Genomic DNA, 20,865 nt, shown 5'->3' with positions numbered 1-20,865 from the left:
ATCACACGTTAAAATAATCTCTATTCTTATGCTACTTTCTTTTTTCTTTATCAACGCACGCTATCAGTATGATTACTAAAATAAGTACGATTGCTGTGTAAACATGACTTTCACACAAGATCGATAACATACACCATAATTGGTTGTTATTATTGTCACTCCCTGCCCCTCTGCAAGATGGGGAATTTCTATTCGGGCTATATAAGCAATATTTCATTTTCCAATATATTATTTTCAGGTATAGCAATGACTGAATACCTTCTCTTATTTATTGGCACCGTTTTGGTCAATAACTTTGTTTTGGTTAAATTTTTGGGACTATGCCCCTTTATGGGCGTCTCAAAAAAACTTGAAACTGCCATTGGCATGGGTTTAGCGACAACATTTGTCCTTACTCTGGCTTCTGTTTGTTCATGGCTGATAAACTCTTTTATCCTCGTTCCGCTGGATTTGGTTTATTTACGTACCTTGAGCTTTATTTTGGTCATTGCGGTTGTCGTTCAATTTACTGAACTGGCCGTTCGCAAAACCAGCCCAACACTTTATCGGCTCTTGGGGATCTTTTTACCGCTAATCACAACCAACTGTGCGGTACTTGGTGTAGCACTGCTCAATGTCAATCAATCTCACGGCTTCCTGCAATCAGCTGTGTACGGATTCAGCGCTGCTGCGGGTTTTTCCCTTGTGATGGTGCTGTTTGCTGCCATTCGTGAACGTTTGGCTGTAGCCAATATTCCTGCCCCTTTTCGTGGTTCATCGATAGGGCTTATTACTGCGGGGTTAATGTCCCTTGCATTTATGGGCTTTAGTGGTTTGGTGAAATTCTGATGATATCATTATGGATTGCTATCGGCGTATTAAGTGTGCTCGGGTTAGGCTTTGGCTTAATTCTTGGTTTTGCTGCCCGACGCTTTAAAATAGAAGAAGATCCGATTGTTGAGAAAATTGATAATCTGCTGCCTCAAAGTCAGTGCGGGCAATGCAGCTACCCTGGCTGCCGGCCTTATGCTGAAGCTGTCGCCAATAACGGTGAAATGATCAACAAATGCGCTCCGGGCGGAGAGCAAGTCATGCTCAAAATATCCGAATTACTGGGTGTTGATCCGCAACCGTTGGATGGCGATGAAAGCGTACAGAACCCGGTCAGAAAAGTTGCATTCATTGACGAAGAAAACTGCATAGGTTGCACTAAATGCATTCAGGCATGTCCGGTCGATGCGATTATCGGTGCTAATCGCGCCATGCACACCGTTGTTGAAGATCTCTGCACAGGTTGCGATTTGTGCGTCGCACCTTGCCCAACAGATTGTATTGCTATGATCCCAGTTGCCACCACTACTTCAAATTGGAAATGGGATTTAAATACCATTCCGGTTAAAAATATTGCAGTTACACCTGAACCCACGCTTTTCCAAGATATTAAGCCTGTTGAGGTTAAAATTAATGTTTAATCTATTCAACTTGCTCAATAAGAATAAGATCTGGGATTTTGATGGTGGTATCCACCCACCGGAAATGAAACTGCAATCCAATTGCACTCCCATCCGTTATGCCCCACTTCCGGATGAACTCATTATTCCTCTACAGCAACATTTGGGGCCGACGGGTGAATTACTCGTAAAAACGGGTGACAAGGTATTAAAAGGCCAACCATTAACGTTTGGTACCGGGCGGACTTTGCCTGTTCATGCCTCCACCTCAGGAACAATTACTGCGATTGAACCTTGTGTGACCACTCATCCATCCGGATTGAAGGAATTGTGTATCAAACTGCGACCGGATGGTGAAGATCAGTGGTGTGAACGCATTCAGATTACTGACTATAAATCACTTGACTCTGCCACGCTGTTGCAACGTATTCAACAAGCGGGTATCGCAGGATTGGGCGGAGCTGGTTTCCCTGCGGCCACAAAACTTCAGGGAGGAAAGCATAACCTTAAGACTCTTATTATCAATGCAGCAGAATGTGAGCCTTATATCACGGCAGATGACCGCCTAATGCGGGAACATGCTGACGAAGTTATCGAAGGCATTCGCATCATGATGCATTTGCTCAAACCTAAGCAGGCTTTGATTGGCATTGAAGATAATAAACCCGAAGCAACCGCCGCTTTAAATATAGCCCTCCAAGGCGATAAATCGATTACTGTACGCGTTATTCCGACAAAATACCCTTCTGGTGGTGCAAAGCAACTTACCAAGATCCTGACTGGGAAAGAAGTACCTTCAGGTGGGCGTTCTTCTGATATTGGTGTCCTGATGCAAAACGTTGGCACCGTAGTCGCCATCAAACGCGCTGTTATCGACGGAGAACCGTTAATCGAACGCATTGTGACTTTGACAGGAGAGGCTGTAACTTCACCGGGTAATTTCTGGGCACGCCTTGGAACCCCTGTGCAGTTTCTACTACAACAAGCCGGATTTAAACCAGCACCAGAACAGATGGTGATTATGGGCGGGCCATTAATGGGCTTTACTCTTCCGGATCTCCATGTACCCATTATCAAAATCAGCAACTGTATTCTTGCTCCCTCAACACAAGAAATGGAACCCAAGGAAATTGAGGAAGCCTGTATTCGTTGTGGTTTGTGTGTCGAGGCATGCCCTGCCGGATTGCTTCCTCAGCAACTCTATTGGTTCAGCCGTGGGCAAGAACACGAAAAAGCCAAAAAGCATAATTTATTCGACTGTATTGAATGCGGAGCCTGCGCTTATGTATGTCCGAGCAATATTCCCCTGGTTCAATATTATCGGCAGGAAAAAGCGGAAATACGCTCTATTGATTCAGAAACTCGTCGTTCTGCTGAAGCTAAAGTACGCTTTGAAGCCAAACAAGCACGCATGGAACGAGAGAAATTGGCTCGTGAAGAACGCCATAAGAAAGCTGCTGTTCAAATTGATAGTAATGACAAAAATACCGTACAAGCTGCCCTTTCCCGCATGAAAGAAAAACATGCAAATGCCGGCGAAACTATTACAGTGCAAGCAGGACAATCTCCAGACAATGCTGCTGCAATTGCGGCACGTCAGGCCAGAAAAGAACAGTTACGAGCACGTCAGGCAGAAAAACAGGCAGTAACAAACACGGATTCAAATATAGAAACATCAGGTAATAATGACGATCCACGTAAAGCCGCTCTTGCTGCTGCAATTGCCCGCGCCAAGGCCAAAAAGGCGGAACAGAATCCACCGGCACCAGTTCAGCAACCCGTGAAAGCCGCTGAACCGGAAGAGGTTGACCCACGCAAGGCTGCCGTTGCCGCGGCAATTGCCCGCGCCAAGGCCAAAAAGGCGGAGCAGAATCCACCGGCCCCAGTTCAGCAACCCGTGGAAGCGGCTGAACCGGAAGAGATTGACCCCCGCAAGGCTACCGTTGCCGCAGCAATTGCCCGCGTCAGGGCCAAAAAAGCCGCCCAAGAAAAACAAGAAATTCCAACAGAATAGTGACATTTACCGATGAAATTTAGGCCAGTAAACACTGATAATAATCTACTGAAAGTCGCGAGTTCGCCTTTTACTCATAATAAGAAAAGTACCAGTCAAATCATGTTTTGGGTGGTATTAGCTGCCATTCCCGGTATTGCCGTACAAACATATTTATTTGGTTCTGGAACATTGTTCCAGATTTTGTTGGCGATCATTACTGCATGGTTAGCTGAATCCGCCGCCATTGCGCTGAAAAAACAATTGGTCACTCCCTATCTCAAAGACAATTCAGCTTTAGTTACAGGGTTGCTACTTGGGATCAGCCTGCCACCATTAGCGCCTTGGTGGTTGATTGTGCTCGGAACATTCTTTGCTATCATTATTGCCAAGCACCTGTATGGTGGGCTTGGTCAAAACCCATTTAACCCGGCCATGGTCGGGTATGTTGTTCTTCTGATCTCATTTCCGGTGCAAATGACCAGTTGGATACCACCAGCATCCTTGCAAATGTTCTCCTTAGCCCCTTGGGATAGTCTGATGGTTATCTTTACCGGGCATACACCTGATGGCTCTACCTTGTTTCAATTACAGCAAGGCATTGATGGATTAAGCCAGGCAACGCCACTGGATAGCTTTAAAACAGGCAGACTGACTCATGATATTAATGAAGTACTACAACAACCTATACTGCAAGGCACCTTAGGTGGTATTGGTTGGCAATGGGTTAATGTCGCGTATCTGATTGGTGGGTTGATTATGCTCAACCGGAAAATCATCAGTTGGCAAATTCCAACTGCATTTATTTTATCACTGGCTGCTTGTGCATTACTGAGCTGGCTCATTGACCCTGCCCGTTACTCACCACCTTTATTGCAAATCTTTTCCGGTGCAACCATGTTAGGGGCATTTTTCATTGCAACCGATCCGGTTAGTGCCTCAACAACACCAAAAGGCCGTCTGATTTACGGTGCGATTATCGGGTTCCTCATTTGGATTATCCGTGTTTATGGCGGTTATCCTGATGCCGTAGCATTCGCCGTATTATTAGCAAACATTTGCGTACCGCTGATCGATCATTACACACAACCTCGTGTTTACGGCCATCAATAGGAAAAGGGAGAACAGGCATGTTAGAAACTATGCGACGCCACGGTATTACCCTTGCGATATTTGCCGCTTGTACGACAGGATTAACGGCAATTGTCTATTCATTAACAAAAGATCGGATCGCCGAACAAACCGCGTTGCAACATAAGATATTGCTGGATCAAGTTGTCCCTGCAGCCTTATACGACAACAAAATGCAGGATGAATGTTATCTGGTCACAGATAAAGAATTAGGTAACAAACAATCCCACCGCCTTTACCTCGCCCGGAAAAATGGCATCCCTGTTGCGGCCGCATTGGAAAGTACCGCACCTGATGGTTATTCAGGGGCCATTCAATTGCTGGTTGGGGCTGATTTCTCCGGCAAAGTCTTTGGTGTTCGTGTAACTGAGCACCATGAAACCCCCGGTTTAGGGGATAAAATTGATACTCGTATTTCCAACTGGATTTATGCTTTCTCTGGCAAAACGATTATGTCAAAAAATGATCACACTTGGGCGGTCAAAAAAGATGGTGGTGAATTTGACCAATTTACCGGAGCAACCATTACTCCCCGTGCTGTTGTCAATGCGGTAAAACGAACGGCGCTTTATCTGGAAACAGTGCCAACACAACTTTCCTCACTTCCAACATGCGGAGAGAAATAATCATGAGTGAAACCAAAAACCTATTTATCCAGGGACTATGGAAAAATAACTCCGCATTGGTTCAGCTCCTGGGACTCTGCCCTCTGTTGGCAGTTTCTTCCACGGCAACGAATGCTCTGGGGCTGGGACTCGCAACTACGCTGGTTCTACTGAGCACCAATATTGCCGTATCTGCCTTACGACGTTGGGTTCCCCATGAAATCCGCATTCCTATTTATGTCATGATCATTGCGTCTGTTGTCAGTGCCGTTGAAATGTTAATCAACGCATTTGCATTTGGGTTATATGAATCATTGGGCATCTTTATCCCGCTAATTGTCACTAACTGCATTGTGATTGGCCGTGCTGAGGCTTACGCATCCAAGAATTCTGTCTACCATTCAATGATTGATGGTCTTGCTATGGGATTGGGTGCAACCTTTACCCTATTCGTTCTGGGAGCGATACGTGAAATTCTGGGTAATGGCACTCTGTTTGATGGCGCGGATTTACTGCTGGGGAGTTGGGCAAAATCACTGCGTATTGAGATTATTCATATGGATTCGCCCTTCTTGCTTGCTATCTTACCTCCCGGTGCTTTTATTGGATTAGGTTTGATGCTGGCAGGGAAATACATTATTGATGAACGCATGAGAAACCGTTCAGAAAATAAAGAACGCCGTTACAACATAGAAAAAGGCTGCGGAAGCCATATCACAAGAAGCTGAAGGTGCAATCAGGTATGAATAAACAAAAACGGGTCGAAATTCTCACCCGCTTACGGGATAACAACCCACACCCGACAACTGAGTTGGTTTTCAATTCACCTTTCGAATTGCTGATTTCTGTGTTGCTGTCTGCGCAGGCTACCGATGTCAGCGTGAATAAAGCAACGGCAAAACTTTATCCCGTTGCCAATACTCCACAAACCATTCTCGACCTCGGTGTGGATGGTTTAAAAGAGTATATAAAAACTATTGGATTGTATAACACCAAAGCTGAAAACGTGATTAAGACCTGCCGGATTTTGCTGGAAAAACACCAGGGTGAAGTACCGGAAGATCGCGCTGCGCTGGAAGCGTTGCCGGGAGTGGGCCGCAAGACAGCAAATGTCGTTTTAAATACAGCTTTCGGATGGCCAACCATTGCGGTAGATACACATATTTTTCGCGTCAGTAACCGAACTCAGTTCGCACCGGGGAAAAACGTTGATGAGGTCGAAAAGAAACTGTTGAAAGTTGTTCCGGACGAATTCAAAGTTGATTGCCATCATTGGCTGATTCTGCACGGGCGTTATACCTGTATTGCCCGTAAACCCCGCTGTGGATCGTGTATTATTGAAGACCTGTGCGAGTTTCAGGAAAAAACTGAGTGACAGTAATGTGTAAGGAATGGAAATAATAAAATTGAATACACTCCCTGAGATGTATTAGCAAAAAGTGACGGTTGAAATTGATATCACTCGCTTCTTTAAGCTCGATTCTTCCTGTATCAGGACATGGATGTTCAACTGATAGTTTTGGCAGGTTTAAGTGTAAATAAAGATATCCTTCATATGGTATTCAATCCTGGCTAACAAATAGCTGAACCAATAAGCAAACGTTATGTGATTTTAGCTATTTGTTCAGCTATTCGTTCAGCCATTTGTTCTACAAGAATAGTCCGATTTTTTCCAGATCAACATCCAGTGCATGGCGATTTAACACCAAGGTCACCGAGATGCCTCTCGTCTTATCATCGCATATACCATAGGGCCATTAGAGGGAAGTGAATATGCAGCTGTCACTTCGAATCCCAGGCTTCTATCTTTGGTCTGGTAAGCGAATATTGTAGGTGAAGTTTAGGTTGAGTGGATTGTTTGGTAATAAAAAGTATGTTGTAACTAATAGAGGTAAAACACTCTCGTCACTGTTTCTATTAATTTGGTTAATATACTTTGCAAAAACCTTAAAGGTGAAAATAATATTTTTTATCATATAGTTATTATATTTAAGCAGAATTGGGGCAATCTAATCGACAACACAGAAATTAAAAAAGTAATCAATCTGAATTTAACTTAATATATTAATAGCTCAATCATAATCACTATCTGCAAGGGTAAGATAACTATCTGCTGTAAATGTCGAATAATTGATCTCATCACACAGTTTTTCCTGTTTTGATAAGATGTTACTTGCTCCATAACCTCGATTCGCGTAAAACTGTTGTCTAAAATTACCGATAATAACTCCATACTCCCCAGATATTATGTTTCAAAATAATCCGCTGCTTGCGCAGCTAAAACAGCAATTACACGATCAAACCACACGTGTAGAAGGTTTAGTCAAAGGCACCGAAAAAGGCTTTGGTTTTTTAGAAGTCGATGGGCAAAAAAGCTACTTCATTCCACCTCCTCACATGAAAAAAGTCATGCATGGTGACCGGGTTACAGCAGCTATTCATACGGATAAAGACAAAGAAATCGCTGAACCTGAAACACTAATTGAACCCTTTTTGACTCGTTTTGTCGGAAGAGTCCAAAAAAAAGAAAATGACAATCGCCTATGGATTATTCCAGATCATCCTTTATTGAAAGATACCATTCCTTGCCGTCCTTCTAATAATATTACTCATGCCTTTGAAAAAGGGGACTGGGCTGTCGCTGAAATGCGCCGTCATCCTCTAAAAGGTGATCGGGGCTTCTATGCTGAAATTACCGGTTACATTACCAAAGGTGATGACCATTATGCTCCTTGGTGGGTAACGCTGACACGCCACAACCTGGAACGTGAAGCACCCGCCATGACCGACTGCCAATTGGATGACGGCACTCTTGAGCGCATTGATCTGACTCATCTCGATTTTGTTACTATCGACAGTGCAACAACAGAAGATATGGACGATGCCCTCCATATTGCCAAACATGATGACGGCAGTCTGAAGCTCTCAATTGCAATTGCTGATCCAACCGCTTATATCAAGGCGGATAGTGAGCTGGATAAAATAGCCTATCAACGTAGTTTCACCAACTATCTGCCAGGCTTCAACATCCCTATGCTTCCTCGCGAGCTGTCTGATGATTTATGCTCTCTGCGCCCAAATGTCCGCCGCCCTGCTCTCGTTTGTCAGGTTTCTATTCTGGAAGATGGGCAATTGGGTGATGACATCCAATTCTTCTCTGCATGGGTAGAATCGAAATTCAAACTGGTTTACGACGAAGTTTCAGATTGGCTGGAAGATCAGGAAGGCTGGAAACCAGAATCAGACGCAGTTAAAACGCAAATTTCACTTTTGAAAGAAATGTGTGATCGGCGGAATGGCTGGCGTCAGCAACATGCCTTAGTTTTCAAAGAGCGCCCAGATTATCGCTTTAATCTTGATAAAGAAGGCAATGTCGTTGATATCGTGATTGAACAACGCCGCTCAGCCAACCGCATTGTCGAAGAGGCTATGATTGCGGCCAACCTGTGCGCTGCCAAGATCCTGCGCGATAAATTAGGTTTTGGGGTTTATAATGTTCACACCGGATTCGAGTGCGCTCAAATTGAACAAGTTGTCGATACACTTAAAGAACATGGTATCGAAGCCAATGCCGAAGCTTTGTTAGGGCTGCAAGGATTCTGTGAATTACGCCGTGAATTAGATAAACAACCAACGCAATTCCTGGACAGCCGCATCCGCCGCTTCCAAACATTTGCAGAAATAAAAACGGAACCCGGCCCTCATTTTGGATTAGGCTTTGCGGCTTACGCCACTTGGACATCCCCTATCCGAAAATACAGCGATATTATCAACCATCGTTTGTTGAAAGCCGCTATCCAGCAAACAGAAGCCGAAAAACCCAATGAAGAAATTTGCCTGCAATTAACCGAACGTCGTCGCGCAAACCGCATGGCAGAACGTGATGTCGGTGACTGGCTCTATGCTCGTTTCCTTCATCCACATGCAGGCACAGATAAAACATTCCCAGCAGAAATTATCGATATTACCCGTGGAGGCCTGCGTGTTCGCTTGGTTGATAACGGCGCAGTTGCTTTCATCCCCGGGCCATTCTTACATGCTGTCCGAGATGAACTTCAATGCAGTCAGGAAACCGGTTCTGTGTTAATTAAAGGTGAAGTTGCCTACCGTTTGAATGACATAATCAATGTCCGCATTGAAGAAGTCAGAATGGAAACCCGCAATATCGTGGCTCGCCCTGTAGGTTAAGTTAATCCCACAGACAATATCCTATATATGCGATAATCATATACAATGAAGTACACTGCCGCCTGTAAATGGCGGCAGTTTTGTATCTTTCGTTTATTATAAACACCAATAAAATCGCCCCGATAGATTTCAGTGGCGGATGAACATAAGGATTTTCTATATGCAATTTTTTTCATTTAAATGGACAAACATGACTACTGCGCTTTTTCCTTTGCTTGGGGCCTTGATCACTTTGCCAGCCAACGCAACTGAACATCAGAGTCATGCATCCCAACAAAATCAGATCACAGAAAAACTTTTAATATTAGAAAAAAATGCTAATGGTCGCCTCGGCGCTGTTCTGATAAATACAGCAAACCATTCCATCATTGCTTATCGGGGAAATGAGCGTTTCCCTCTGTGTAGTACCAGTAAATTCATGGTTGTATCCGCCCTTCTGAAACAGAGTGAAACAAGCGATCATTTATTGAATCAACAAGTCCACTATCAGCAATCAGATTTGGTTGAATACAGCCCCATCACGGAAAAACACCTTAAAAATGGAATGACGTTAGGCGAATTGAGTTCAGCAACACTTCAATATAGCGACAATACGGCGATGAATCTCATTCTCGATGCACTTGGAGGACCAAATGAGATCACTAAATTTGCACGAACCATCGGTGATAAGCACTTTCGACTCGACCGCAAAGAGCCAGAGCTAAATACCGCCATACCCAATGATGAGCGTGATACTTCAACGCCACAATCCATGGCTGATAGTTTATATCACCTAGCACTAGGCCATGCTTTGGCTCTCGAACAACGTAATCAATTAGTCGAATGGATAAAAGGAAACACAACTGGCGCTACCAGTATCCGGGCCGGTGTTCCCAAAAACTGGGTTGTAGGAGATAAAACAGGTCGCTGTGACTACGGTTCAACAAATGATATCGCTGTTATCTGGCCGGAAAACAACCGCCCACCATTGGTTTTAGTAACATATTTTACCCAACCCAATGACAAGAATGCCGTCGCCCGCCCTGATATATTGGCAGAAACTGCCCGTATTATGATCCAAAACAGTGAAACAGAGTAAGGTTAACTTCTACTCATTTCCGAGTGGGTTACAGTGAGTTATCTTGGTATATTTATATCATTGACAATAAGATACATGAGGGAATATGTCTTCTTCAACCTACGATATAATTGAGTATCTGCTGTTTAAAGTCGCTTTATTTGGCTATTCATATGGATTTTTTTGTGTTTTTAGCGGATTGGTTTTTTCCTATGCGACATTTAAAACAAAAAAAATAGCCTTAAAGGTTTTATACGCAATGTTGGCTTTATTGTTTTTAATTGCTCCAACAATAGGCCGCATAATGTAATCAAGAATAATAGATTCTGAATTTACCTACTTTTTAAATTACAAGGATATATCGGGGCACAATGCTCTAATATATCCTTACAACCATTTTATGCCAAGAATGATCACAGATAATTACAAGGGTAAAATTAACTAATTCACAAAGGTCTTTTTGACTCTAACGGATATTTATTTCAGCTGCCATTTTCCACTCAACCAGTCACGAAGCCATTTTGACATAGGGGCGATATTTATTTCCCGCTTCATGATCCTCATTCTGACGCGCAAGGGAATGATTAAAAACAAAACGACACGAACCCACAAAGCGTTTCATTTCACGCTCCTGCTGACCATGGGGTCTTAACTGGAATTTGAAGGTTTGTAATCGTTTCACGTGATTGATGATACTGTCGATGACTTCGCCGTGACCAACCTGATATTGCACAGCATTATTACGACAAAACGTGCGGTGGTACTTCCGCACACGAAAGCGGGTAATGGACCAGAATTTCTGGCTCCATTGTACTCTGTGACAGGTAGAATATGGCAGGCATTACTACAAAGCCAATACCGCGTATATCAGGGTTAAATGCGCGAGTACAATACATCGCCTGCCACATAAAAACTTGGCTTAACCCCCTGCCAGTTTTACTTTCATTCCTTTTTCTTCCAGTAACTGTTTCAGCAGGTCACGTTTATCACCCTGAATCTCAATTTCACCCTCTTTAACTGAACCACCGCAACCGCATTTCTTTTTTAATTCAGCGGCCAATTTAGCTAACGTTTGATCATCAGCATCAATCCCTTTGATTACGCAAACACCTTTCCCTTTACGCCCGCTGGTTTGGCGCTGTATGCGCACAATGCCATCCCCTTTCGGGCGAACCGGTTGGGATTTTTCTTCGTGGATGCGACCACTATCGGTTGAGTAAACTAAGCGAGAGTTATTATCCATGAACGATCCCGATAGACTGATTAATTTGTTGTAATGCCAGTTCCGGGTTTTCTGCGCGGGTAATTGGACGCCCGATCACCATATAATCAACCCCTGCTTGAACGGCTTGAGGTGGAGTCATAATGCGACGTTGATCGCCCGCATCTGCCCCGACAGGGCGGATACCAGGCGTAACAAGTTGAAACTCCTGCCCACATACTGTTTTCAGTTGCTGGGCTTCATGGGCTGAACATACCACACCATCCAACCCACACTGTTTTGTCAGTAATGCTAGGCGCTCAGCATGTTGCGCTGGTGTCATATCAATCCCGATGCCTGACAGATCTGACTGTTCCATACTGGTCAATACGGTTACTGCGAGCAGCAAAGGAGCATCCTTGCCATAGGCTAACAATGCTTCTTTGGCGGCTGTCATCATTCTCGCGCCACCACTTGCATGTACATTGACCATCCAAACGCCCAGCTCTGCCGCAGCAGCAACCGCTCTTGCCGTTGTATTGGGAATATCGTGGAATTTAAGATCCAAAAACACATCAAAACCGCGTTGGTGCAATGCCTGCACAAATTGTGGGCCATACAAAGTAAACATTTCTTTGCCCACTTTTAGACGACAAAATTGTGGATTAATTTTATCGACAAATGACAGCGCTTCATCTTGATTGTCATAATCCAATGCAACAATAACAGGTGAGTCAATCTGTTTATTTAAAGTTTGAGCTGTGTGGGAAGTCATTTTAGGCCCTTTCATTTACCAATGAATTTAATTATTTATTAACTTAAATGAATAAAGAAAAAATATGTAAATAATCAAACATATTTCTCACAAAAATTTATTTATGCCAACGTTGCAACATCACTGACCATCCAGTCCTCTGATCGGTTTAATCGAATCCCATGAACGGCATGACGGGCAATGCCAATATAACGAGCGAGAAGTAAAACCACATTTGTGGCATCGATAGTCAGGTTTTGTCCGAATTTGTTCGCCTACCATATTGCGCAACAGGAGCAGGCTTTCTTTGGCTCTCCCTTCTTCCGCATCCACCAGATGATAATCCATCAGGCGATAAAACCCCCGCATAGTCGGATGTCTTTCTAACTGACGGTTAATATAATTTTGGGCAATATCACGCCCGTTTCTTTTCTCTATAATGTCAGCCAGATAAAGTTCTGCGATCGCACCACAATTCTCTTCTACGCACCGTTGTACAAAAGTCTCCCACTCTTCCGGCTGGGAAAGATGATGGTAACACTCTTGCAGCATTGGCAGGGATTCACTGACAACTTGTTTATCTTGTTCCAGCACAAGTTTCAATGCTGCGGTTGCTTTGGCATACTCACCTTGGGATATATAAATGCGCCCCAGCATGATGGAAACCCGGGCACAATTTTTATCTGCCTGAGCGGCTTTATGCAGGTAGCCAATCGCCGCATTAAAATCTTCGCTTCCCATGCATTGCAACGCGAGCTCACAATAAAAATGGGCAATTTCTTCTCGGAAATGGTGTTTACCCAGTTTTACCAGTTTTTCCGCGATCCCAATGGCTTTGTTCCAGTCACTGGTTGATTGGTAGATAGTCAATAAGGAATTGAAGGCATTTTCACGGAAGTCAGTTTCATCGACCAATTGGATAAACATGTTTTCGGCGCGATCATAAACCCCCGCCGCCATGTAATCCCGGCCAAGTTGTTGGATAGAAAGCAAACGTTGCTCAAAAGTCAATGAAGCACTTTCCATCAACGATTGGTGAATGCGGATAGCCCTTTCAACTTCACCACGAGAACGGAATAAGTTCCCCAGAGTTAAGTGAGCTTCAAACGCAGAGCTATCCTCTTTCAACATATCAAGAAATAAATCAACTGCCTTATCCTGCTGATTGGAAAGCAAAAAATTGACACCGTCGACATATTCGCGCGAGAGGCGATCGGCAGATTGCTGTTTGTCTCGCTGAGCACTCCTGCGCCCCATATACCAACCATAAGCGGCAGCAATAGGAAGCAACAGAAACAACAGCTCTAACATGGATAATTATTCCTTGTTTAATGCTACGGTCGATACAGATTTTGTGGATGATTCAGTTGGTTGTTCCAGCTGGGTTTCTAGTCGTTTGATTTTACGTTTTGCACGTTTTAAAGAAACAATAGTACGCAAATAGAATGCACCGCAGATCCCCCAACCGAGAGTAAAACCGATGGCAAACAGCACGGCCAACAAAGTGGAGACAGAGTAATCGCCTTTAGCTATCAAATAATTAAATGTCACTACCTGATTATTATTTGCTCCCAGTGTCACTGAGATAACAAAAACAACCAGTGCCAGTAATAAGATCAAAAAATATTTCACATTTCTTCCTGTTATCCATTGTTGCTGATTGGTATGCCAAATAACAGACATATAGTGGCGTGTTAAATTAGCATTTCTCGTCCACGCAAAGGAAGCAATTTATTGCAACAAACGCTGATTTACTCCTTTTTGTGATGTTATTCGATTTATCTCTATCCAATACAGCATTTTTCCAAAACATGTTCACTCAGCACATCTGAAAAAGCTGTTTATAGTCTAGCATGTAAATATTACAGAATCTGACTCTTTATGTTCATCCGCATTAATAAATTCTGGTACAATGCCGGCTTCCATGTGCATGGTAACCAGAAAAAATCCCTTGTGGTCTTAGCTGTTTTTTCAACCAACATTACTCTGAGCGCCACAATATTTATAACGAGCCAAATCAAAATATGAATACTAAAATGCAGCTAAAACGAGTCGCTGAAGCGAAGTTACCTACTCTATGGGGCGAATTTTTAATGATCGGTTTTGAAGAAATCAAAACAGGTCATGACCATATTGCCCTTGTTTTCGGCGATATTTCTGGTGATGTGCCTGTATTATCTCGGATCCACTCAGAGTGCCTTACGGGAGATGCCTTATTCAGCCTGAGATGTGACTGTGGCTTTCAATTGGAAACCGCCTTATCCCAAATTAGTCAGGAAGGTCGCGGAGTTCTGTTATATCACCGTCAGGAAGGTCGCAATATCGGCTTATTGAATAAAATTCGGGCTTATGCCTTGCAAGATCAGGGCATTGATACCGTTGAGGCTAACCATCAGTTGGGTTTCGCGGCTGACGAACGGGATTTCACCCTTTGTGCAGATATGTATAAGTTACTGGGTATTCATGCAATCCGCCTTCTGACCAATAACCCTAAAAAAGTTGAAATTATGGCCGAAGCGGGTATTAACATCACTGAACGTGTCCCTCTGATTGTGGGCCGGAATCCTAAAAATTCGTACTATTTGGATACAAAAGCCAGCCGGTTGGGACACTTGTTGTTCAAGTGATGCTCCTTGTCCGGCATCGTCAAAATAGTGTGCAGGCTTTTCTCTATTGTCATAAATATACACATCATTTTGGCATGAGCTTGTAGCATGGCAGTTCATGATATTTAGTCCAGCGGTTTTTCCTGAAAATACGGGCAATGGATTTGCCGGTTTCAGGTTGAAAATAAGCTGGGGTTGAAAATAAAGTGAGTACGAAATTAAAAGCAGATCACTTTATTCTGATCATTATGTCTGGCATAACACTGCATCATTAAAATTAATTTACACACATCGCCAAACTTCTGAATAACTCATCCTGAATAACACGACGCCATTGATGGCATACCTGAGAAAAGATTCAGGGATCATGTTAATCATATAAATCGTTTTATGCATAATACCTGCCACCTTTTGCCAATTCACAAAAACAAAAACTGCGTCATTTAGGGGCGCAGCTTTTGAGATAAGATTATTTATTTGATAGACATCAAATTTCACATCATGATTGCTTTAACATATTACGAATCACGTAATGCAAAATACCATCATTATAGAAATAAGCCAGCTCTGTAGCTGTATCAATACGGCAACGAGCATTAATCACAATTTCAGTTCCATCAGCATAAGTGATTTTCACAGTAATTTCCTGGCCGGGTTTTATATTCCCCAACCCTTCAATGTCAATCTTTTCATCGCCAGTCAGATTTAATGTCTTGCGACTGACGCCCTGAGGAAACTCCAGCGGCAATACCCCCATACCAATCAGGTTAGAACGGTGTATCCTTTCAAATGACTCCGCAATGACGACCCTGACTCCCAATAACCGTGTTCCTTTGGCAGCCCAATCACGGCTTGAACCAGAACCATATTCTTTACCTGCAATAATCGCGAGGGGCGTTTTTTCTTCCTGATAACGCATCGCTGCATCGTAGATAGCCAATTGGGACTGTGAAGGAATATGCCTTGTATATCCGCCTTCAATACCAGAAACCATTTCATTGCGGATACGAATATTGGCAAATGTTCCCCGCATCATGACTTCATGGTTACCACGCCTTGAGCCATAGGAATTAAAATCTTTTGGTGCGACCCCATGTTCTTGCAAGTAACATCCTGCCGGGCTATCTGCTTTGATATTCCCTGCCGGAGAGATGTGGTCTGTTGTGACTGAATCACCCAAAATCGCCAATATACGGGCCTGATGGATATCGGTCACCGGTTTAGGTTCAGCGGCCATGTCACTGAAAAATGGGGGATGGCGGATGTAAGTAGAATCCGGTTGCCATGAATACGTTGCTGAACTTTCGACTTTTAGCGATTGCCAATCTTCATCACCATCAAAAACAGCATTGTATTCTTTATGGAACATCTCTGTTCTAACGTTCTCGACCGCTTCCGCGACCTCACGACTGGTTGGCCAAATATCTTTCAAGTAAACATCATTGCCTTGTTGCTCTTTTCCGATAGGCTCCCGAGTCAGATCTGTTTTCATATTGCCGGAAAGTGCATAAGCCACTACCAGCGGTGGTGAGGCCAGCCAGTTGGTTTTTACTAATGGATGAATGCGGCCCTCAAAATTTCGGTTACCAGAAAGCACTGCACCAACCGTTAAATCTGAGTGTTTAATCGCAGTTTCTATCGGTTCAGGCAGTGGGCCTGAGTTACCGATACACGTCGTACAGCCATATCCCACCAAATTAAAACCAAGCTTTTCCAGATATGGCATAAAACCAGCCAATTCCAGATAACGGGTGACAACTTTAGAGCCGGGGGCCAATGAAGTTTTAACCCATGGTTGACGTTGTAAGCCTTTCTCTACTGCTTTTTTAGCAAGTAAGCCTGCTGTCATCAGTACACTGGGGTTAGATGTATTGGTACAAGACGTAATGGCAGCGATAACCACTGCACCATCCTGCAATGGCAAAGTTTTATTATCCAGAGTCGTGGGGATCGTTGATAAATTTTTCTGAGCGTTATGCATATCCAGTTCCATGGAAGCTTGAAAAGCCTGCGGTACATTCCCGAGGGCGACCCGATCCTGTGGCCGTTTTGGTCCTGCAAGACTTGCCTCAACGGTTGACATGTCCAACTCAAAGGTACTGGTGAAAATAGGCTCTTCTCCTACATTACGCCATAACCCCTGCGCCTTACAATAGCTTTCAACCAAAGCAATTTCTTCATCAAGACGCCCCGTCAACCGCATATAGTCTAATGTAATATCATCAACAGGGAAGAAACCACATGTTGCACCATATTCCGGTGACATATTGGCAATAGTCGCTCTGTCTGCCAGTGGCAAATCAGACAAGCCATCACCATAAAACTCAACAAATTTACCCACAACACCATGCTGGCGCAGCATCTGGGTTACAGTCAATACAAGGTCAGTTGCCGTGATCCCTTCCCGTAACTTTCCGGTTAATTTAAAACCAACAACATCTGGAATTAGCATAGAAACTGGCTGGCCCAACATCGCAGCTTCAGCCTCTATTCCCCCGACACCCCATCCCAGTACGCCCAAACCATTAATCATGGTGGTATGGGAATCCGTACCTACCAGTGTATCGGGATAAGCAAAATCTTTTCCATCCTGATTTTCATGCCAAACCGCTTTTCCCAGATATTCAAGGTTAACCTGATGGCAGATCCCTGTTCCTGGCGGCACAACACGGAAGCGATTGAATGCTTTCTGCCCCCAACGCAAAAACAGATATCGTTCATAGTTACGTTCCATTTCAATTTGAACGTTTTCTGCAAATGCCTGCTCTGTTCCAAATTTATCAACCATTACCGAATGGTCAATCACCAAATCAACCGGAGATAGTGGATTCACTTGTTCTGCATTACCGCCGAGTCTCAAGACGGCTTCCCGCATCGCAGCAAGATCGACCACTGCCGGAACACCGGTAAAATCTTGCATCAGCACACGCGCAGGACGATAAGCTATTTCCCGGTCAGCATGACCATTTCTCTGCCATTCCACCAACGCCTTTAAATCCTCTTCCACAACGGATTCTCCATCAATATTGCGCAGAAGATTTTCAAGAAGGACTTTCAGGGATTTGGGCAGCCGGGATATTTCACCTAATCGCTCGGATAACAAAGGTAAACTATAATAGTGATAGGTTTTACTACTCATGGAGCCACCATCAACCGATCCGCTATTGTTCGGTTTACTACTGATAGACAGTGTTGAAGCACAGTCAGTTTTCAATTTAAACGACATAACTCCTCCTTCTTATTATGAATAGCTACCATTTAACCATAACATACATATGAAAATTTGTGCTTTAGAGTCAACACGTTTTGCTAACCTTTTATAAAGCATCATTTATTGACAGATTTAGATAATGCGCCCCAGAGAAATATGCTTTATTCATACTATAAGAAAGAACAAGTTCATTGCGCTCAAAAAACGGGAGAATAAAACATGAATATAAAAAAAGATAATAATTATCAAAGTCATCTCATTAATATAAAAGAATCTGATAATTTTTTTCAGAATAACTTCAATAATAAGTTTTTCTTGTCGGACTATCAATTTACCGATACCGATGGCCTTGTTCAATTTGTCATTACTTCACAAATTGACGATAAAGTCAGCGTCATGAAAAAGCTACATGAAATTAAAAGAGCACAAATAGCGCTTTCGTCAATAGCCGCTGGCTATATCTCCAGATACGCCAACAATTTCGGGCCACAATATAAAACAGACATTCAATTCTGGAGCGAAATCATTACAAAGCTGCCTCTCATGAGTGTTAAAAGCATAGAAAGCCAAAGCTATAACCAAGAAATGAACGGGGTTTCTATCGCAACAAATTTACTTCAACTCATCATGGACATTATGTTGGAGACATGCACTCCCTGCCTGCAAAGTTTTGCTAACTTTCTACAAAGACAAGGCGATGCCATAAGAATGGGACTAAAACGAAATCATGACCATTACTCTACACTCACATTGGCCAGTGTTATTGAGGCAACGGGCCTGGGAGATCAGGTGGTATATATTCCCAAAATAAAGCTATTTAAAATAGATTTTGACACCACTAACTCGGAAGTGACATCAAACTGTGCTTCCAATCAAAAAGTTAATGTTAAGTTCAGTTATTCTTCCTGTATTGCATTATTTAATTATCAGGCATTAGAAACGCCAGAAGTAAACACAGCCTTCCATGATTTCATTATCAAAAATGAAAAATATTCAATAGAAAATTCCGACAATTTTTTCAGTGGTGAATTTAAGGTTTAATCAAAAGTCTCTATAAGTTAATTGAAACATTAAATATTCGAAAATATCATGATTGAATTACAAGCAGAAATATTGAATTAAATTTATATGAGATGGCAAAAACATGTACATGCTTCACCAGATGAAAATGGCAGAGAAAGGCAATATCACGAAATACTGATGAAACTAAACTGATGCATAACGTACTGATTAACCTGCATAAGCTTAATCTGATTAAAGGTACAGTTCAGCAATGTATTCAAATAAAAGTATTCAGATAAAAGAACCAACCATCTCCTTGTTTTACTTTCAGGGAGATGGTTTATCTTTATTGTACCGTTTTCAAACTATCGGTAATTCGATATCTTTGAACATTTCTTCAATTTCTTCATTAGAGCGTAATGCAATGGCTCTATCCACAACATCACGCGTCAAATGAGGGGCGAAACGCCAAATAAAATCATACATATAGCTACGTAAAAAACTGCTGCGCCGAAAACCAATCTTAGTGGTGCTGTAACTGAACTTATCACGCATATCAATACGTACCAAATCACCGTCCTGAACTGGCTCAACAGCCATGCTTGCAATTACGCCGACTCCCAGACCTAAGCGGACATAAGTCTTGATCACATCAGCGTCTGTTGCCGTAAATACAATCTTAGGTTTCAGACCTGCCCTGTCAAAAGCAACATCCAATTCAGAGCGGCCTGTAAAACCAAAAGTGTAAGTGACAATCGGATATTCTGCCAACTCTTCAATTGTTACATTCTGTTTGTTGGCAAGGGGATGGTCTTTTGTCACCACAACAGAACGATTCCAATGATAGCAAGGCAGCATAATCAAATCGCTATAAAGGTGAAGTGCCTCTGTTGCTATCGCAAAATCACTATTTCCTTTGCATACCTCTTCCGCAATCTGAGTGGGTGAACCTTGATGCATATGCAGTGACACATTGGGATAACGTTCAATAAAACCTTTAATAACTGGAGGCAAAGCATATCTTGCTTGTGTGTGAGTCGTCGCTATATACAGTGAGCCACGATCAGGATAAGTATGTTCACTGGCAACAGAACGAATTGAATCCACTTTTGACAAAACTTCACGTGAAATACGTACAATTTCTTCACCTGCCGGTGTCACGTGCGTTAAATGTTTACCGCTGCGAGCAAAAATTTGAATCCCTAATTCATCCTCAAGCATCCTGACTTGCTTACTGATCCCGGGTTGGGAGGTATACAGTCCCTCTGCTGTAGAAGATACATTCAGGTTATGGTTAACCACCTCTACAATATAACGCAATTGCTGTAGTTTCATATCAGCACTGTCCCTAATAATCGAATATACGAATGTTTTGCAATCTAATTAATTTCTATATTACTAATGGTTACCCACTTATAACTATATAGAATATTTATTTGTAGGCATATAACCACTATAACACCTGCTGTATATTTATATAACAAATAATTAGAATAAGTAACTATTCTGAAATGTTCGTTATAGATATATTGTGTTTTGATTTATCTAAAATACAAAAAAAGCCAGTCTTAAAGACTGGCTTTTTAGAAAAAAACGTTACTTTTTTAGTAAAAAAAGAAATATCTATCTGAATATATTTCAATGCACTATATCTTAGAAACAGAAAGTATAGTGCTTTTATTAACGC

General features: G+C 42.7%; 18 protein-coding genes and 1 pseudogene. 12 read left to right on the top strand and 7 right to left on the bottom strand.

Going from position 1 to position 20,865, the window contains the following annotated elements; all coding sequences use genetic code 11:
* Positions 1–246: 246 nt before the first annotated feature.
* The 10 genes from rsxA to Xsze_RS16060 all read left to right on the top strand — a co-directional run bounded on the left by rsxA (position 247) and on the right by Xsze_RS16060 (position 10,714).
* Positions 247–828 (top strand): electron transport complex subunit RsxA, encoded by a 582-nt coding sequence (gene rsxA / locus Xsze_RS16110; RefSeq protein WP_038233590.1) that lies wholly within the window; start codon positions 247–249, stop codon positions 826–828.
* Positions 828–1,451: an electron transport complex subunit RsxB gene (gene rsxB / locus Xsze_RS16105; protein WP_038233592.1), complete on the top strand. Its 624-nt coding sequence runs from the start codon at positions 828–830 to the stop codon at positions 1,449–1,451. Before rsxA ends, rsxB begins: the two co-directional genes overlap by 1 nt.
* Positions 1,444–3,444, top strand: coding sequence for an electron transport complex subunit RsxC (rsxC, locus tag Xsze_RS16100; RefSeq protein WP_038233594.1), 2,001 nt, complete (start codon positions 1,444–1,446; stop codon positions 3,442–3,444). Before rsxB ends, rsxC begins: the two co-directional genes overlap by 8 nt.
* Before the next feature lie 12 nt (positions 3,445–3,456).
* Complete coding sequence (gene rsxD, locus Xsze_RS16095) at positions 3,457–4,536, top strand: electron transport complex subunit RsxD (protein ID WP_038233596.1); 1,080 nt, start codon at positions 3,457–3,459, stop codon at positions 4,534–4,536.
* 17 nt (positions 4,537–4,553) lie between these two features.
* A complete protein-coding gene (gene rsxG, locus Xsze_RS16090; RefSeq protein ID WP_038233598.1) occupies positions 4,554–5,180 on the top strand; it encodes an electron transport complex subunit RsxG in 627 nt (208 codons plus the stop codon).
* A gap of 2 nt (positions 5,181–5,182) precedes the next feature.
* Positions 5,183–5,887 (top strand): electron transport complex subunit E, encoded by a 705-nt coding sequence (locus Xsze_RS16085; protein WP_038233600.1) that lies wholly within the window; start codon positions 5,183–5,185, stop codon positions 5,885–5,887.
* A gap of 14 nt (positions 5,888–5,901) precedes the next feature.
* Complete coding sequence (nth, locus tag Xsze_RS16080) at positions 5,902–6,534, top strand: endonuclease III (protein WP_038234087.1); 633 nt, start codon at positions 5,902–5,904, stop codon at positions 6,532–6,534.
* Positions 6,535–7,406: 872 nt separating this feature from the next.
* A complete protein-coding gene (locus tag Xsze_RS16070) occupies positions 7,407–9,347 on the top strand; it encodes an exoribonuclease II (RefSeq protein ID WP_038233603.1) in 1,941 nt (646 codons plus the stop codon).
* A 160-nt stretch (positions 9,348–9,507) separates the two neighbouring features.
* Positions 9,508–10,425, top strand: coding sequence for a class A beta-lactamase (gene bla, locus Xsze_RS16065; RefSeq protein ID WP_038233607.1), 918 nt, complete (start codon positions 9,508–9,510; stop codon positions 10,423–10,425).
* Positions 10,426–10,510: 85 nt separating this feature from the next.
* Positions 10,511–10,714: a hypothetical protein gene (locus Xsze_RS16060; RefSeq protein ID WP_038233610.1), complete on the top strand. Its 204-nt coding sequence runs from the start codon at positions 10,511–10,513 to the stop codon at positions 10,712–10,714.
* A gap of 201 nt (positions 10,715–10,915) precedes the next feature.
* Here Xsze_RS16060 and Xsze_RS16055 read toward each other — a convergent pair.
* The 5 genes and pseudogenes from Xsze_RS16055 to Xsze_RS16035 all read right to left on the bottom strand — a co-directional run.
* A pseudogene (locus tag Xsze_RS16055) lies at positions 10,916–11,086 on the bottom strand (helix-turn-helix domain-containing protein); the annotation flags it as partial.
* Positions 11,087–11,323: 237 nt separating this feature from the next.
* Positions 11,324–11,647: a stress response translation initiation inhibitor YciH gene (gene yciH, locus Xsze_RS16050; RefSeq protein WP_038233613.1), complete on the bottom strand. Its 324-nt coding sequence runs from the start codon at positions 11,645–11,647 to the stop codon at positions 11,324–11,326.
* The gene (pyrF, locus tag Xsze_RS16045) at positions 11,640–12,380 is read right to left on the bottom strand and encodes an orotidine-5'-phosphate decarboxylase (RefSeq protein ID WP_038233615.1); all 741 of its coding nucleotides are present in this window, start codon (positions 12,378–12,380) and stop codon (positions 11,640–11,642) included. Before pyrF ends, yciH begins: the two co-directional genes overlap by 8 nt.
* A gap of 120 nt (positions 12,381–12,500) precedes the next feature.
* A complete protein-coding gene (gene lapB, locus Xsze_RS16040) occupies positions 12,501–13,670 on the bottom strand; it encodes a lipopolysaccharide assembly protein LapB (protein WP_038233617.1) in 1,170 nt (389 codons plus the stop codon).
* A gap of 6 nt (positions 13,671–13,676) precedes the next feature.
* Positions 13,677–13,991, bottom strand: coding sequence for a LapA family protein (locus Xsze_RS16035; RefSeq protein ID WP_038233620.1), 315 nt, complete (start codon positions 13,989–13,991; stop codon positions 13,677–13,679).
* 404 nt (positions 13,992–14,395) lie between these two features.
* On the opposite strand from Xsze_RS16035, the gene ribA reads away from it, so the two are divergent.
* Positions 14,396–14,986, top strand: coding sequence for a GTP cyclohydrolase II (ribA, locus tag Xsze_RS16030; RefSeq protein ID WP_038233621.1), 591 nt, complete (start codon positions 14,396–14,398; stop codon positions 14,984–14,986).
* A 478-nt stretch (positions 14,987–15,464) separates the two neighbouring features.
* Here ribA and acnA read toward each other — a convergent pair whose 3' ends face one another.
* On the bottom strand, positions 15,465–18,104 hold the full coding sequence (gene acnA / locus Xsze_RS16020; protein ID WP_051462261.1) for an aconitate hydratase AcnA: 2,640 nt from the start codon (positions 18,102–18,104) through the stop codon (positions 15,465–15,467).
* 291 nt (positions 18,105–18,395) lie between these two features.
* On the opposite strand from acnA, the gene Xsze_RS16015 reads away from it, so the two are divergent.
* Positions 18,396–19,217, top strand: a complete 822-nt coding sequence (locus Xsze_RS16015; RefSeq protein ID WP_038233624.1) for a hypothetical protein — start codon at positions 18,396–18,398, stop codon at positions 19,215–19,217.
* Between the two features lie 321 nt (positions 19,218–19,538).
* Here Xsze_RS16015 and cysB read toward each other — a convergent pair whose 3' ends face one another.
* Complete coding sequence (gene cysB / locus Xsze_RS16010) at positions 19,539–20,513, bottom strand: HTH-type transcriptional regulator CysB (protein ID WP_038233625.1); 975 nt, start codon at positions 20,511–20,513, stop codon at positions 19,539–19,541.
* Between the last annotated feature and the right edge of the window lie 352 nt (positions 20,514–20,865).

Origin of the sequence: Xenorhabdus szentirmaii DSM 16338, from assembly GCF_002632585.1 — a bacterium.
In the GTDB taxonomy this organism is placed as follows: domain Bacteria; phylum Pseudomonadota; class Gammaproteobacteria; order Enterobacterales; family Enterobacteriaceae; genus Xenorhabdus; species Xenorhabdus szentirmaii.
This window is presented reverse-complemented; position numbering and strand designations above follow the sequence as displayed.